The 14,779-nt window shown below is 50.4% G+C and carries 15 protein-coding genes; 10 read left to right on the top strand and 5 right to left on the bottom strand.

The window, feature by feature from the left end; all coding sequences use genetic code 11:
• Positions 1 to 79: 79 nt before the first annotated feature.
• Positions 80 to 409 carry a sulfurtransferase TusE gene (tusE, locus tag GE278_07860; protein QLK60685.1) on the top strand — a complete coding sequence of 110 codons (330 nt, stop codon included), beginning with the start codon at positions 80 to 82 and terminating at the stop codon, positions 407 to 409.
• Positions 410 to 418: 9 nt separating this feature from the next.
• On the opposite strand, the gene GE278_07855 is transcribed toward tusE, so the two are convergent.
• Positions 419 to 697 carry an acylphosphatase gene (locus tag GE278_07855; protein ID QLK60684.1) on the bottom strand — a complete coding sequence of 93 codons (279 nt, stop codon included), beginning with the start codon at positions 695 to 697 and terminating at the stop codon, positions 419 to 421.
• A 98-nt stretch (positions 698 to 795) separates the two neighbouring features.
• Between GE278_07855 and rlmI the strand changes: the two genes are divergently transcribed.
• Together rlmI and hspQ are read left to right on the top strand one after the other, a co-directional pair.
• Positions 796 to 1,989 carry a 23S rRNA (cytosine(1962)-C(5))-methyltransferase RlmI gene (gene rlmI, locus GE278_07850; protein QLK60683.1) on the top strand — a complete coding sequence of 398 codons (1,194 nt, stop codon included), beginning with the start codon at positions 796 to 798 and terminating at the stop codon, positions 1,987 to 1,989.
• A gap of 123 nt (positions 1,990 to 2,112) precedes the next feature.
• Positions 2,113 to 2,430, top strand: coding sequence for a heat shock protein HspQ (hspQ, locus tag GE278_07845; protein ID QLK60682.1), 318 nt, complete (start codon positions 2,113 to 2,115; stop codon positions 2,428 to 2,430).
• A 119-nt stretch (positions 2,431 to 2,549) separates the two neighbouring features.
• On the opposite strand, the gene GE278_07840 is transcribed toward hspQ, so the two are convergent.
• On the bottom strand, positions 2,550 to 2,963 hold the full coding sequence (locus GE278_07840; GenBank protein ID QLK60681.1) for a CoA-binding protein: 414 nt from the start codon (positions 2,961 to 2,963) through the stop codon (positions 2,550 to 2,552).
• Positions 2,964 to 3,155: 192 nt separating this feature from the next.
• On the opposite strand from GE278_07840, the gene GE278_07835 reads away from it, so the two are divergent.
• Both GE278_07835 and mgsA read left to right on the top strand, forming a co-directional pair.
• Positions 3,156 to 3,815: a DUF2057 domain-containing protein gene (locus tag GE278_07835; GenBank protein QLK60680.1), complete on the top strand. Its 660-nt coding sequence runs from the start codon at positions 3,156 to 3,158 to the stop codon at positions 3,813 to 3,815.
• 118 nt (positions 3,816 to 3,933) lie between these two features.
• Positions 3,934 to 4,395: a methylglyoxal synthase gene (gene mgsA / locus GE278_07830; protein ID QLK60679.1), complete on the top strand. Its 462-nt coding sequence runs from the start codon at positions 3,934 to 3,936 to the stop codon at positions 4,393 to 4,395.
• Positions 4,396 to 4,437: 42 nt separating this feature from the next.
• Here mgsA and helD read toward each other — a convergent pair whose 3' ends face one another.
• Positions 4,438 to 6,492, bottom strand: a complete 2,055-nt coding sequence (gene helD, locus GE278_07825; GenBank protein QLK60678.1) for a DNA helicase IV — start codon at positions 6,490 to 6,492, stop codon at positions 4,438 to 4,440.
• 207 nt (positions 6,493 to 6,699) lie between these two features.
• Here helD and GE278_07820 point away from each other — a divergent pair, with 207 nt between their 5' ends.
• Both GE278_07820 and yccS read left to right on the top strand, forming a co-directional pair.
• Positions 6,700 to 7,161: a YccF domain-containing protein gene (locus GE278_07820; protein ID QLK60677.1), complete on the top strand. Its 462-nt coding sequence runs from the start codon at positions 6,700 to 6,702 to the stop codon at positions 7,159 to 7,161.
• A gap of 50 nt (positions 7,162 to 7,211) precedes the next feature.
• Entirely contained in the window at positions 7,212 to 9,353 is a 2,142-nt protein-coding gene (yccS, locus tag GE278_07815; protein ID QLK60676.1) for a TIGR01666 family membrane protein, read from the top strand.
• Between the two features lie 19 nt (positions 9,354 to 9,372).
• Here yccS and GE278_07810 read toward each other — a convergent pair whose 3' ends face one another.
• A complete protein-coding gene (locus GE278_07810; protein ID QLK60675.1) occupies positions 9,373 to 10,026 on the bottom strand; it encodes a competence protein in 654 nt (217 codons plus the stop codon).
• A gap of 219 nt (positions 10,027 to 10,245) precedes the next feature.
• On the opposite strand from GE278_07810, the gene sulA reads away from it, so the two are divergent.
• Both sulA and ompA read left to right on the top strand, forming a co-directional pair.
• Positions 10,246 to 10,752 (top strand): cell division inhibitor SulA, encoded by a 507-nt coding sequence (sulA, locus tag GE278_07805; protein QLK60674.1) that lies wholly within the window; start codon positions 10,246 to 10,248, stop codon positions 10,750 to 10,752.
• Positions 10,753 to 11,108: 356 nt separating this feature from the next.
• The gene (gene ompA, locus GE278_07800) at positions 11,109 to 12,185 is read left to right on the top strand and encodes a porin OmpA (GenBank protein ID QLK60673.1); all 1,077 of its coding nucleotides are present in this window, start codon (positions 11,109 to 11,111) and stop codon (positions 12,183 to 12,185) included.
• Between the two features lie 137 nt (positions 12,186 to 12,322).
• Here ompA and matP read toward each other — a convergent pair whose 3' ends face one another.
• Positions 12,323 to 12,781 (bottom strand): macrodomain Ter protein MatP, encoded by a 459-nt coding sequence (matP, locus tag GE278_07795; GenBank protein ID QLK60672.1) that lies wholly within the window; start codon positions 12,779 to 12,781, stop codon positions 12,323 to 12,325.
• Between the two features lie 210 nt (positions 12,782 to 12,991).
• Between matP and GE278_07790 the strand changes: the two genes are divergently transcribed.
• On the top strand, positions 12,992 to 14,758 hold the full coding sequence (locus tag GE278_07790; protein ID QLK60671.1) for an AAA family ATPase: 1,767 nt from the start codon (positions 12,992 to 12,994) through the stop codon (positions 14,756 to 14,758).
• Positions 14,759 to 14,779: the final 21 nt, after the last annotated feature.

The raw sequence follows: 14,779 nt of genomic DNA, 5'->3' as shown, positions 1-14,779 counted from the left end.
CTTACCGCGGGGCTTTTTATTTTGTCAGGCACGGCTTTTTGCTAGACTGGCCGCTGCATTTTTACAGGTTTGAGGTTATATGCTGGAGTTTGACGGTCAGGTTATTGAAACCGACGCTCAGGGTTACCTGAAAAACAGTAACGACTGGCAGGAAGGCATGGCGCCGCTGCTGGCGGAACAAGAAGGCATCGAGCTGACCGAAGCGCACTGGGAAGTGGTGCGGTTTGTGCGTGAGTTTTATCTGGAATTTAACACCTCACCCGCCGTACGCATGCTGGTGAAGGCCATGGCACAAAAATATGGCGAAGAGAAAGGTAACAGCCGCTATCTGTTCCGGCTGTTCCCCAAGGGACCGGCTAAACAGGCCACGAAAATTGCGGGGCTGCCGAAACCGGTGAAATGCCTGTAGCACTTTGACTCAGTATCTGATTTTGAAATCAGTGTAATTGCCGGGTGCAGTCGGCTCACTGAGTACGCGATCCACCCGCGCATGTTTAGGCCCGCCCTGTTTCAGCCAGGCTAACAGTTGATCCACTTTTTCCTGCTCGCCGCACATCACCACTTCAACGCTGCCGTCTTCCAGGTTTTTAGCGTAACCGGTGAGCCCTAATGCGGTGGCCTGATGTTGCGTGGAAAAGCGAAAACCGACGCCCTGCACCATGCCATGTACCCAGGCGGCTATACTGACTGTTGCCATAATAATCTCTCCGTTAGCGGTATGGTTCGTTGCAATTTCACCTGCATGACCGGACAATGTCGCTCTTTTTTGTCTCCGAACCGACAGAACCTAATTCTATGACTGCACGTTTAATTCTGGCCAAAGGCCGTGAAAAATCTCTTCTGCGCCGCCATCCGTGGGTGTTTTCCGGCGCTGTTCAGCGCGTCGATGGCAAAGCCAATTCCGGCGACACTATTGATATTGTAGACAGTCAGGGCAAATGGCTCGCCCGCGGTGCCTATTCACCGTCATCTCAAATTCGCGCCCGCGTCTGGACTTTCAGCCAGGAAGAAGAGATCGACATCGACTTCTTTATCCGCCGTTTGAAGCAGGCGCAAAGCTGGCGTAATTATATCGCCAAACGCGACGGACTGGACGGTTACCGCCTGATTGCCGGTGAATCCGACGGTCTGCCGGGTATCACCATCGACCGCTTCCAGAACTTCCTGGTCCTTCAGTTGCTGTCTGCCGGAGCGGAATATCAGCGCGCGCCGCTGATTGCTGCCCTGCAACACTGCTACCCGGAATGCGCAATTTGGGATCGTTCCGACGTGGCCGTGCGTAAGAAAGAAGGTCTGGAAATGGTGCAGGGGCATGTGCTGGGCGATGAGCCGCCTGCCCTGCTGCCGATTCAGGAACACGGCATGAGCCTGCTGGTGGATATCAAAGAAGGTCATAAAACCGGTTTCTATCTCGACCAGCGCGACAGCCGTCTTGCCGCACGCAACTATGCGGCGGGCCGTGACGTATTGAACTGTTTCTCCTATACCGGCGCATTTGCCGTTTCGGCGCTGATGGGCGGTTGTACCAAAGTTACTAACGTTGATACCTCTCAGGCGGCACTGGATGTGGCACGTCAGAACGTAGAGCTGAATAAATTGGATCTGTCCAAAGCCGAGTTTGTACGCGAAGACGTGTTCCAGCTGCTGCGTAAATATCGCACCGAAGGCAGACAGTTCGACATGATTGTGATGGATCCGCCGAAGTTTGTGGAGAACAAGAACCAGCTGGCAAGTGCTTGCCGTGGTTACAAAGATATCAATATGCTGGCGCTGCAACTCATGCGTCCCGGCGGTATCCTGCTGAGCTTCTCCTGTTCCGGCTTATTGCCAACCGATCTGTTCCAGAAAATTCTGGCCGACGCCGCACTGGACGCCCATCGCGAAATTCAGTTCGTCGAACAGTTCCGTCAGGCCGCCGACCATCCGGTCACGGGCGCATATCCGGAAGGTTTATATCTGAAAGGTTTCGCCTGTCTGGTGACAAACTGATTGATCACGGTGTGCTGTTTTAGCCGCACACAGGCGAATGTTTAGCGGATTAAGTGGTCGAAACTTGAAACAGCGCGTTTTATCTCCATATAGAAGATAAGACACTACTTTCAGGAGATGACTATGATTGCCAGTAAATTTGGTATCGGCCAGCAGGTCCGCCACAGAATGTTGGGCTATTTAGGCGTGGTAATCGATGTCGACGCGGAGTATTCGCTGGAAAAATCTGATGTCGCTGAACTCGCGACCGACGACTCTCTGCGAGCCGCACCCTGGTATCACGTGGTAATGGAAGATGACGAAGGTCAGCCAGTGCATACCTATCTGGCTGAAATCCAGATCGACCACGAGGCAGCGCGGGCGCACCCAGAGCAAACATCTCTGGATGATTTAGCCGCTTCGGTTCGCAGCCAGCTTCAGGCGCCACGCCTGCGTAACTGATGGTCCGCAGTACACGTTGAAAAACCGGCCATTACAGCCGGTTTTTTTATCTCGATTTTCGCCGTTAACCGCCAGCAAAACTTTGCTTTCATTAAACATTGTTCGTTAAAACTATTGAACTATTGTTCAATGCCCAAACGTGGGATTTCGATTTTCGGGCAGCGATCCATCACCACTCTCAACCCGGCCTCTTTTGCCAGCACGGCCGCCTGCTCGTTAATCACGCCAATTTGCAGCCACAAGACTTTCGCTTTAATCGCGATCGCTTCCTGCGCCACACCGTAAGCGGCATCGGCATTTCGGAACACATCGACCATATCTACCGGATGCGGGATTTCCGCCAGTGTGCCGACGACTTTCTGGCCAAACAACTCCTGACCGGCGAGTTTAGGGCTGACCGGCGTGACCTCATAGCCCTGCGAGAGTAAATACGCCATGACGCCGTAACTTGGACGCCCCGGATTGTCACTGGCACCAACCAGTGCGATGGTTTTCACATTCTGAAGAATGTCGCGGATCTCATTGTCTTGCACGGGATTATCTCCTTTGACCTGTCTGAGCTAAGTGTAACTCAGCATCAAGATTCCGACAGTGTGCCGCCCATAAAAGGGGCGCCTAACGTAAATCGTCAGCGTGCGAATTTAAAACATTTTGTAAAACTTTGACACACTCTCAGCGTTACTGAATAATAGAAGATGAAGAAGGTTGTGTTTGAGGAGAGAAGAATGAAAGTCTGTCATGCGCTGGTCGCATTAGCGAGTCTCAGCCTGATGGCGTCAGCTTCGGCGACCTCCCTAAAACTTTCACCGGACGTGGATGTTCTGGTGATCGACGGCAAACTGATGTCAGGAGCCATTCTCAAAGGTGCGGAAAGCCTCGAACTCGACGGCGGTCAGCATCAGATCTTGTTTCAGGTCAGTAAGAGTGTCCATTCTGCTGCACTGCAAACTCCCCTGCTTTACCATTCTCCGGCGTTTATCGTCACCTTCAATGCGCAAGGTAACCGCTCTGTTTCCTTTTCTCTGCCTTCATTAAACAGCGAAAAAGAAACCGTACAGTTCAGCCACGCGATGAATTATCAGCTGGTGAATGAACAAGGGCGTCAGATAAAAACTCAGCGCGATGTGCTGAATATGTTTAATCCCGAACATGTCGCAGACGCTGAAAAACTCATGATGACCTATAATCTGTCCGGCGCGCGCGCAGCCGTGCCGTCGTTTGCCAAAAATAACGCTGAAAGAAAAACGGTAATGACTCACGAAACGCCTTCGCAGATTGAGATAACCTATCTTCATCCGCTGTGGACACGTCTCGCCGCCAATACAGGTATCGAACAGTTTTTGCTCTGGTTTAAACTCCCGGTGAAACAGGAACAAGCGTCGTAACTTAATCTACATCACGCATTCTCTTTCTTAACGCCAAATTATTGCCCCCGCGCTATGCAGTAAAACCCAGTTTCAGTATTCTGTGATCCACTCTTACTTTCGCGTTGAAGGGAATTTGATGGAATTCACAACCCGCACGATCGCCAAACAAAAGCATATTGCTCTGGTCGCGCACGACCATTGCAAAAATACTCTGATGAAATGGGTGGATAAAAACGTCGCTGAGCTTTCGAAGCATGTCCTTTATGCCACCGGCACGACGGGAAATCTGGTTCAGCGAAACACCGGGATTAATGTCAAAAGTATGCTGAGTGGCCCGATGGGCGGCGATCAGCAGGTCGGTGCGCTGATCGCGGAAGGCAAAATTGATATGCTGATTTTTCTGTGGGATCCGCTCAATGCGGTTCCGCACGATCCGGATGTCAAAGCGCTGCTGCGTCTGGCAACGGTGTGGAATATCCCTGTCGCCACCAATCTCTCTACCGCTGATTTTCTGATCCAGTCGCCGTTGTTCCAGTCTGAGGTTGAAATCACTATCCCTGACTATCAGCGCTATTTGTGGGCACGCTTAAAAGAATGATTCAACGAAGGCCCGGCCAATTTAACACTCCGGGCCTTTCAGTTATGGTTTTCGCTGCACCGGCACGCCGATATCTTCCAACTGCCCGATAAACACCGACGGACGCGCTTTATCCTGCATTAGCCAGACCTGATGCTTTGCACGGGTCATTGCCACGTACAACAAGCGCCGCTCTTCCGCATCCATGAAATTCTCCGGCTCCGGTAGTAACGCCTGTTCCAGCACTGATTCACGCGCCGGCGCGGGAAATCCATCATTACCTTCATGCAGCCCGACGATAATCACGTATTCAGCCTGCTGACCTTTACTGGCGTGAATGGTCATAAATTCCAGGTTAAGTTTCGGCCAGCGCGTAGCTGCTTTCTCCAGAATTTGCGGGCGAAGATGGTGATAGCGAGCCAGCACAACAATTCGCTCATCTGCCGTGACATAACCACTGAGCTTATCCAGCAGTTTTTCCATTTGATCCTCAGGAAGGATCACGACGTTTTTCTTGTTGCCCTTCGTCAGGCTGTTAAGCGGTTTTTTCAGCTGATAAGGATTCTGCTGGACGAACTTATTGGCGATTTCACCGATGCGATCGTTAAAGCGGTAAGTTGTATCGAGCGCACACTGCGCGCCTTCGCCGAAGTTCTCTGCAAACGCGGTAGTCAGTGAAAGTTCAGCGCCGCTGAAACGGTAAATCGCCTGCCAGTCATCGCCCACGGCAAACAGGCTGGTGTGCTTGTTGAGCTTACGCAGCGCGGAAAGCAACTGCGCGCGCTGCGGCGAAATATCCTGAAATTCATCCACCAGAATGTGTTTCCATGGGCTGACAAAACGGCCTTTATCCAGAATGTTAACGGCCTGATGGATAAGCCCGGAAAAATCGACGGCGCCCTCTTCTTTCAGCGCGGTTTTCCACGCTTTCAGGAACGGGGCCATCAGGCGGATGCGTTTCTGGAAAAGCTCTTTCACCTCTTCCGGCGCGGCTTCAATCATTTCCGCCTGACTGCCGCCGTGCATGCGCATCAGGCTCAGCCAGCGTTCAAGACGGCTGCCCAGACGTTCGGCCAGCGCTTTATTTTTCCAGTAATCGCCTTCCGGCACCGTCCATTCCAGCTCTTCAGTCATCCACTGACGCCAGCCGCTTGCCTGCACCTTTTTCTCGGCGCACTGTTGTTGCCAGGTTTTGATAAGCAGGCTGCGGCGAGCTTTAGCGTCGGTTTCAAGTTTGCTTATCTTCGGTGCTTTCTTGCTACCTTCCTGAATAATCTGTAACGCCAGCGCATGGAACGTTTTAGCTTTGATACCCTCGGTGTGCAGACGCTCTTTAATGCGGGTGTTCATTTCGTCAGCGGCCTGACGGCCAAACGCCAGTAGGAGAATTTGCTCCGGGTGCGCTTCCTGGCGGCGCAGCAACCAGCCCGCGCGCGCCACCAGCACCGAGGTTTTACCGCTGCCTGCTCCCGCCAGTACCAGAACCGCATCCTCACCATTGACCACGGCGCGGCACTGACTGTCGTTAAGCGGGGAAACTTCAACGGTGTCAAAGAAGTCACGATTATCAGCAATTACCCGTTCAGTCCAGGCCAGATTGCGCCGCTCTACGCTGCGTTTACCCTGTTCGAGCCAGCGCAGGCAGGTCTGATAATCGTCGCGGCAGTTATCAAAATCATTCAGACGCTCAACCGGGACCGGTATAGCGGTAAAAGCCTCGGCGATGCCTTTTTGCACATCCGCAAGGTCAACACGTTTAAACCATTTATCCTGCTGTTCAATGTGCTCTATTTTTTGGACCTGCCCGTGCAAAACCCCGGCACTGACATCGCTCATTTCAACGCTCCAGCTCTGCCAGACCTTGAGCAAATGCTGATAAAAACGCTGCGTTTCCTGCCATTCCGTGCCGTGCAGTCGCACGACTTTTTCGTCCGGCAGTTCGAACTCCAGCTCACCCCAAACAATGCCGCGTTTGCAGCGGATTTGGATCAACTGATTGAAAGGGATCAGGTAGTGATGTTTGTCTCCGCTGACTTCAACGCCCGCGTTCAGCATGCGTACCCGGTTGTAGGGGTGCTGTGCCAGATGTTTCCCGAAAGAAGTCGATTTCAATTCCATATCATCACACCGTATTTTCTTTTTATTCCTGACGGAAAAATAGTATGCGTTATTTTACATGTTCGGATGAGTAAAGCGTATTTAGGAGTCCTCCTTTGAACAGCAGAGGCGATCCGCTCCACAAAACAAGGTAGAATAAAGCAGGTGTTTCCATTTAGTGAACATGAAATCTTTTAACATTTTTAATAACTTCGGGAAGATCCCAACATGCGCACTGTGCTCAATATACTTAACTTTGTTTTGGGTGGTTTTTTCACCACACTCGCCTGGCTGTTCGCCACGCTGGTCAGTATTGTGTTGATTTTCACTCTGCCGCTGACCCGATCCTGCTGGGAGATCACCCGCCTGTCATTACTGCCATTTGGTAATGAAGCGGTTCATGTCGATGATTTATATCCTGAGAGACGCAATGCTCTGCTTTCGGGCGGCGGCACCCTGTTGAATATTTTCTGGCTGATTTTCTTTGGCTGGTGGTTATGTATTTCTCACATCGTCGCAGGGATCGCTCAATGTATCAGTATTATCGGCATTCCTGTTGGCATCGCCAATTTTAAAATCGCCACGATTGCACTCTGGCCTGTCGGCCGCCGCGTGGTTTCTGTCGAACTGGCTAAGCAGATGCGTGAGGCCAATGCCGCCCGCCTTCGCGAAAATGGCCGTATTCGCTAAATAAAACCGCTTATTCATGACCGTAACTTTTTGTATATCGTGGGGTTTTCGTGCTCTCTATTGCACCAGGTTTAAGGCGTTACGCCTATAACAGCAATGTTCTTTATCACATCAGGATTTTCATTGCTTTGGCGGGTGCCGCAGCGGTGCCATGGTGGTTAGGTCAGATTACGCTGACCATACCTCTGACGCTGGGCGTGGTTGCCGCCGCGCTGGCCGACCTCGACGACCGGCTGGCTGGACGTCTGCGCAATTTGCTGATCACGCTGGTGTGTTTTTTTATTGCCTCGGCTTCAATAGAGTTGCTCTTTCCCCATCCCTGGTTATTTGCGCCCGGTCTGATGCTTTCGACCTGTGGATTCATCCTTTTAGGCGCGCTCGGCCAGCGCTATGCCACTATCGCGTTTGGCGCGTTACTTATCGCGATTTACACAATGCTTGGCACCAGTATGTATCATATCTGGTATCAGCAGCCGCTGCTCCTGCTGGCAGGTGCCATCTGGTATAACTTGCTGACTCTTGCAGGGCATCTTATCTATCCTATCCGCCCGCTTCAGGATCAGATTTCACGCTGTTTCACTCAACTGGCAGCCTATCTGGAAGCCAAAGCGACTTTGTTCGATCCCGATCAGGAAGACAATAATCAGCAGTTGGTGGAACTGGCAATGGCCAACGGACAACTGGTTGCCACGCTAAATCAAACGAAAAATACACTGCAAACCCGCCTGAAAGGTGACCGGGGGCAGAAAGGCACGCGCCGCACGCTGCATTACTATTTTGTCGTGCAGGATATTCACGAACGAGCCAGTTCTTCCCATGTGAAATACCTGAAACTCAGCGAACAGTTCCACCACAGCGATATCCTGTTTAGATTCCAACGCCTGATGAGTATGCAGGCACGCGCCTGCTTACAGCTTTCACAATGCATTCTTTATCGGCAGCCCTACTCGCATAACAGCCAGTTCGAACGCGCCTTTGTGCGGCTCGAAGAAGCACTCAAACGCCTGGAAACGCAGGGCGAGCATCGGGAAATGTTACAGGCATTGCGTCATCTTTTACGCAACCTGCATGCGATTGATGCACAGCTGGCAAACATCGAATCCGAGCAGTCGGAACCAGAGAACCAGTCAGGTAAGAGTCCATTTGCCGAAGACCGGTTAACCGGGTTGGATGATATCTGGCTGCGTATTTCGCGGCATTTTACACCGCAGTCGGTGCTTTTTCGCCACGCCATCCGCATGTCTGTCGTCCTCTTTGTCGGGTATGTGTTTATTCAGGTAAGCGGAATGAATCACGGATACTGGATTTTGCTGACCAGCCTGTTTGTCTGTCAGCCCAACTACAGCGCCACACGTCGCCGGTTGGCGCTGAGAATTATCGGCACACTGGCGGGTATCGCACTGGGTATTCCGATCCTGTATTTCGTCCCTTCCATTGACGGTCAGATGATCCTGATTGTCATCAGTGGACTGTTATTCTTCGCATTTCGTACCGTGCAATATGCGCAGGCCACCATGTTTATCACCCTGTTGGTATTGTTGTGTTTCAATTTGCTGGGCGAAGGCTTCGAAGTGGCCATACCGCGTATTATCGATACGGTGATTGGCTGTGGGATTGCGTGGGCGGCAGTGACCTATATCTGGCCTGACTGGAAATTCCGCCAGATTGACAAGGTGGTCAGCAAAACCTTTGAAGCTAACTGCCGCTATCTGGATGCTATTTTGGTGCAATATCATCAGGGCAAAGATAACAGCCTGGATTACCGACTGGCACGCCGCGATGCGCACAACTGCGATGCAGAACTGGCTTCCGTGGTCTCCAACATGAGTTCCGAGAAAAATAACGATCCTGCTACGCTCGAAGCCGCATTCAGACTGTTATGCCTCAATCACACCATGCTGAGTTACATTTCAGCGCTCGGTGCGCACCGAGAGAAACTTGAAGATACTGAAACACTTCGCCTGCTTGATGATGCAGCGTGTTGTGTGGATGGTGCTCTCAATCATATGCCTACAGAAACAGACCGGATACAGCGTGCGCTTAATCATCTGACTGCGCGGATCCAGTTACGAACGACAGAATCCGACAGTAAAGAACAACTTGTACTTCAGCAGATTGGTTTGCTGGTGGCTCATTTGCCTGAGCTCACCAGCCTGAACAACAAAATTCTGCCCGGACAAAGTCATCTCTGATACGCATACCCTATGCGAATCAACTTGCTGCGACGTTGTGTGTATTTTGTCGTTGCCGCTCCAGCTGCTCTTGCTGATGGTTATACCACTGAGTTAACAACTCACGGGATGCCATTGGCAGAGCCGCTTCATGAAAGCCCAGAATTGCGCCCTCAAGGGCCATCAATATATTAATACTCAGATCCTTTTTGACTGCGCAGAGCTTTTCATACGTTACGCATGCCCCTTGCAGGCGGAGATCATCTGAATTTTCGATACCCACTTCCCACAGCATTCTTTCCAATGCCAGCGTCAGATTAGGTAAGTCTTTGAGCCGCCCGGCTTCGTTATTTTTTCGTCTGTCGATATCACGTTGCATTCCTCGCAGAGAAAGGATTGCCATCTGACGCAATGTTCTGGGTTTCTCCCACTGGGTTTTGCTCACCTTAAAATAACGGAGTAGGACGGCCATCCCTCGTTTACGATAAATCAGCCTTTCCATGCCCTGCTCACAAAAATACTGTTCGGTTTCATGGCTCGCACGCAGATACAGCTCACCATCTGACACCAGGGCAAACATCACGCGATTGGCCGATAAACTGTACCCTCCAAACTGGGAACGGGCGCGAATATTGCCTAATGAGGCGAAGAGTTCCATACACTGAAGAATACGTTTTTTTGACTGACTTATCATTGCGTTATCCTTTTCACATTAATTCCATACACCCCATTTATGGGTTAGCTAAACAGCTAAAATCAAAATACGCAATGTGACGCATCCCGCCAAATACAAAATGCATTTGCAGCCTGTTACCTTCGAAATTTGCGAGATATCTTGGAAAAAATTGGGTTGATCTTTGTTCGCCGCCAGAGTACTGTACATTCATACAGTAACTCACTGGGGTATATCATTATGCGAACTCAACAACATGCAAATCATCATTTTAGTCAGCTTGCTTTGCCGGTAAGTCATTCACAGGTAAATATGTCTGCATCCCTGAATAATGGTCTGATCACAGAGTTCGTCTATAGTGCGAGCCAACCTGCTTTTGCCCAGTTATTATTGCCTCTGCTTCAACATCTCGGCACACAGTCCCGCTGGTTGTTATGGCTTACGCCACAACAAAAACTGAGTCGTGTATGGCTGTCTCAATCGGGTTTACCCGTCGATAAAATGGTTCAGGTGAATCAGATTACGGCGATGTCGACAGTAGATGCGATGGAGAAAGCATTACAGACAGGAAATTACAGCGTAGTGCTGGGATGGCTACCCGAATTGAACGATTTGGAGAGAGAAAGACTGCAAATTGCAGCACGTCAGGGAGAGGCTTACGGGTTCATCATGAAGCCAACAAATGAGCAAAGTTCAGCCAATGGACATCACTCAACAGTAAAAATTCACTCATCTGTATATCATTAGTTCAAATTAGGAATGTTCTGATGAAAATAATACGGAACTTAGTGATTTGTGCTGTAACAAGCGCCAAAGCCAGTAAAAACGGGCATTCCTGACGCAGATATCCTTCATGTTTTGTCAACAAAAGGTCAAACACGTTAAGAAATGTGTACATTTTTCCCTTTTTTTCCACGGTGTTAACACTTCAAGCTTGTAAGTTTCGCGCCACGTTGTAGACTTTACAACGCCAAGGTTGCTCTATAATGCCAACGTAAAGTGGCAAGTTCCTAATTGAAGCAATAACCTTGGCGTAAGGATTTTAACCAAGGGCTTACAGCTTAAAGCTCAATTGCCTATTTGGATGATAACGAGGCGCAAAAATGAAAAAGACAGCTATCGCATTAGCAGTGGCACTGGCAGGTTTCGCTACCGTAGCGCAAGCCGCCCCTAAAGATAACACCTGGTATACCGGTGGTAAATTGGGCTGGTCCCAATACCATGACACTGGTTTCGCAAATGCTTACGAAGGTATCGGCAACGGCCCTACCCACGAAAGCCAACTGGGTGCAGGTGCGTTCTTGGGTTACCAAGCGAACCAATACCTGGGCTTTGAAATGGGATATGACTGGCTTGGTCGCATGCCTTCTAAAGGCAGCGTAAACAACGGCGCGTTCAAAGCACAAGGCGTTCAGCTGGCTGCTAAATTGAGCTACCCACTGACTGACGATCTGGACATCTACACCCGTCTGGGTGGTATGGTCTGGCGTGCAGACTCTAAAGGTAACTTTGACAATGGTGCAGCTGGCCGCATCAGCGACCACGACACCGGTGTTTCTCCACTGGCAGCCGTTGGTGTTGAATACGCAGTTACCAAAAACTGGGCTACCCGTCTGGATTACCAGTGGGTTAACAACATCGGTGACGCGGCTACAGTTGGCGCACGTCCTGATAACGGCATGCTGGCTGTGGGTGTTTCTTACCGTTTCGGTCAAGATGAAGCCGCTGCTCCAGTTGTTGCTCCGGCACCAGCTCCAGCTCCAGTTGTAGAGACTAAGAAATTCACTCTGAAATCTGACGTTCTCTTCAACTTCAACAAAGCGACTCTGAAACCAGAAGGCCAACAGGCTCTGGATCAGCTGTACAGCCAGTTGAGCTCGATCGATCCTAAAGACGGTTCTGTTATCGTTCTGGGTTACACCGACCGTATCGGTTCAGAACAATACAACCAGAAACTGTCTGAGCAACGTGCTCAGAGCGTAGTAGATTACCTGGTATCTAAAGGTATCCCTGCTAACAAGATCTCTGCACAAGGCCAGGGTAAATCTAACCCAGTTACTGGTTCTACCTGTGACTCCGTTAAAGGCCGTGCTGCTCTGATCGACTGCCTGGCACCAGACCGTCGTGTAGAAATCGAAGTTAAAGGCTACAAAGATACTGTTACTCAGCCACAGGCTTAATAACACTCTTTAGCTTTTGCTATAGATATCAAAAACCCCGCCAAGGCGGGGTTTTTTTATGTCTTATTTTTATGACTGAAAGTGGGTTTTAATTCAGCAATGTCGCCATTATCCATGTCACATTGATCACGAGAATTTCAGCTGTCTTGTTTACCCAGAATTTGCTGTAAATCTTCTTTCAGTGAAGACATCTGATTTGCGTACTTCTCTTTGCGCTCAGCGTCTTCGAGCAGCTGAATAATCGTATCAGATAACGTCGCGCCACGCCGTTGAGCAAGTCCAGCCAAACGCTGCCAGACCAGAAACTCAAGATCGATGGACTTCTTACGAGTATGCTGATGCTCAGCGTTGAAATGACGTTTGCGGCGCGCACGGATAGTTTGTTTGAGACGATTTTCCAGTGCCGGATTCATATTGTTAGCAATCCAGTCCATGACCTTCACTGGCTCATTTTCCAAACTGAGAAGTTGATTCACCGATTCCTGAGCAGCGCTGTTTTCTAAATGGCGTGTGATCCGCTCACCTTCCCGGTGTTTTTTGACCAGGTACTTCCATTTCCAACCACTTTCAAGATTTTCCAGTTGCTGATATTTCATCGTGAACTCTTATGTGACCACGTAACTTTACTAAGCATAACAGCTTTATTTGATTTTTCACTGCAAATAAACCCGCATATTTTGTTTGTTTTTTGCGCACCCGTTCAGCAATGTGCAGTAACTCGGATTCGGTCGTGACTCTCATTGTATGCAGCCGTGTTTATTCTTGTATAATCGCACTTTCCCTTTTTATAGAAAACAGCTAACACATTGACCAATAACCGACTTGACTGGCAGCTTTTACTGCCCGACTCCGCGCCTTATGAGGCAATTTTTGCAACGGCTGCCCAGTTAGCCCCTGTCGATTTCGCTGGAACTCAGCCTCGGCTGGAAAATGGTTTAACGCTGTTTTGTCACCCCCGCTCGCGCCCCCGCTTTATGATCCTTAAAGCGCAAGAAAATCGCGAGTATCTTTCACGTATCTCCAATGTGGTCAGCGAGCTGGTACCTGAACCAGATGACGTCGTCGGGAACCGGTATCACATTGAAGGTAACAAAGTGACATTACTGGCGGCTAAATCGGCAGAAGATGCCTTTGCAGCCAGGTTTACCTGCCAGTACCGTGAATGGATTGAGCCCGAACAGCTGTTTGGTTGCGTCCGCGTGTATAAAGACCAGATTCAGCTTGAACCAGGTCTCGTACATCACATCAACGGTGGCGTGCTGGTATTGTCGATTCGCAGCCTGCTCGCTCAGCCCCTGATGTGGTTACGTCTGAAGCAGATGATTACTGAAGGGCAATATCATTGGGTTTCACCTGATGAAACACGGCCTCTGCCCGCGACCATTCCGCCGATGCCGTTGGATATCCGCTTGATTTTGGTCGGTGATCGCGTGTCTCTGGGGGATCTCAGTGATATGGAACCCGAGCTGATGGATTCTTCCATATACGGTGAATTCGAAGCTGATCTGCCACTGACCGAACCGAGCGACATGGAAACCTGGTGCGGATATATCAATACGCTGGCGGATGAGCTGGAGGTTCCCCGCCTTGCTCCGGATGCGTGGCCAGAGTTTCTGAAAATTGCAATCCGACAGAGTACCGATCAGGGCAGCCTGACATTAGATCCGGTTTGGCTGAATATGCAACTTAGCGAAGCGGCACTCTATAATGAAGACGAGCTTCTGAGCGCGAAAGCGTTAGAAGCGGCGTCCAATGCCCGTGCATGGCGTGAGAGCTATTTGCAGGAACGCATGCAAGATGAAATCGAGCTGGGGCAGATCCGCATTGAAACCGAAGGTGAAGTCGTTGGCCAGATCAACGGCCTCTCCGTTCTGGAATATCCAGGTCACCCGAGGGCGCTAGGTGAACCTTCGCGCATTAGTTGTGTCGTACACACCGGCGACGGTGAATTCACTGATGTCGAGCGTAAAGCTGAACTGGGCGGTAATCTTCATGCCAAGGGTATGATGATCATGCAGGCCTTTTTGATTTCAGAGTTAGAACTCGACCAGCCACTGCCCTTCTCCGCCTCGATTGTGTTTGAGCAGTCTTATGGAGAAGTGGATGGCGACAGCGCTTCCCTGGCTGAACTTTGCGCATTGATCAGTGCGCTCTCGATGCAGCCGATTAACCAGCAAATTGCGGTGACAGGTTCTGTCGATCAGTTTGGGAACGTGCAACCTATTGGTGGCGTTAATGAGAAAGTCGAAGGTTTCTTCGAAGTTTGTCAGCGTCGCGGTTTGACCGGTAAGCAAGGGGTCATTCTGCCAACCAGCAACGTGCGTAACTTGTGCCTGCATCCACAGGTCCTGGACGCCGTTCGCGAAGGCCAGTTTCATTTATGGGCAGTCGATAATGCAGCTGAAGCGCTGCCTATCCTGACCGGACTGATTTACTCAAACGAAGGGGAAGGTGAGGAAGAACGCCCGAGTTTGTTGGGGTTGATCCAGCAGCGCATTGCGCTGGCAACATCGCAAGGTGGCCCACGTTATCCCTGGCCTCTTCGTTGGTTGAACTGGTTTAATCACAGCTGATCGGAGTTGTTCAGCTTACAG

The sequence above is a fragment of the Enterobacteriaceae bacterium Kacie_13 genome (assembly GCA_013457415.1).
GTDB lineage: Bacteria > Pseudomonadota > Gammaproteobacteria > Enterobacterales > Enterobacteriaceae > Rahnella.
The sequence above is the reverse complement of the archived record's forward strand: the minus strand, read 5'-3'. Positions and strand labels throughout refer to the sequence as shown.

Excerpts from the sequence above, each read along its gene's own strand:
- GE278_07810 (QLK60675.1), bottom strand. The coding sequence starts at position 10,026 with ATGATAAGTCAGTCAAAAAAACGTATTCTTCAGTGTATGGAACTCTTC.
- ompA (QLK60673.1), top strand. The coding sequence starts at position 11,109 with ATGAAAAAGACAGCTATCGCATTAGCAGTGGCACTGGCAGGTTTCGCT.
- mgsA (QLK60679.1), top strand. The coding sequence starts at position 3,934 with ATGGAATTCACAACCCGCACGATCGCCAAACAAAAGCATATTGCTCTG.
- tusE (QLK60685.1), top strand. The coding sequence starts at position 80 with ATGCTGGAGTTTGACGGTCAGGTTATTGAAACCGACGCTCAGGGTTAC.
- GE278_07855 (QLK60684.1), bottom strand. The coding sequence starts at position 697 with ATGGCAACAGTCAGTATAGCCGCCTGGGTACATGGCATGGTGCAGGGC.
- GE278_07820 (QLK60677.1), top strand. The coding sequence starts at position 6,700 with ATGCGCACTGTGCTCAATATACTTAACTTTGTTTTGGGTGGTTTTTTC.
- sulA (QLK60674.1), top strand. The coding sequence starts at position 10,246 with ATGCGAACTCAACAACATGCAAATCATCATTTTAGTCAGCTTGCTTTG.
- helD (QLK60678.1), bottom strand. The coding sequence starts at position 6,492 with ATGGAATTGAAATCGACTTCTTTCGGGAAACATCTGGCACAGCACCCC.
- matP (QLK60672.1), bottom strand. The coding sequence starts at position 12,781 with ATGAAATATCAGCAACTGGAAAATCTTGAAAGTGGTTGGAAATGGAAG.
- rlmI (QLK60683.1), top strand. The coding sequence starts at position 796 with ATGACTGCACGTTTAATTCTGGCCAAAGGCCGTGAAAAATCTCTTCTG.
- GE278_07835 (QLK60680.1), top strand. The coding sequence starts at position 3,156 with ATGAAAGTCTGTCATGCGCTGGTCGCATTAGCGAGTCTCAGCCTGATG.
- hspQ (QLK60682.1), top strand. The coding sequence starts at position 2,113 with ATGATTGCCAGTAAATTTGGTATCGGCCAGCAGGTCCGCCACAGAATG.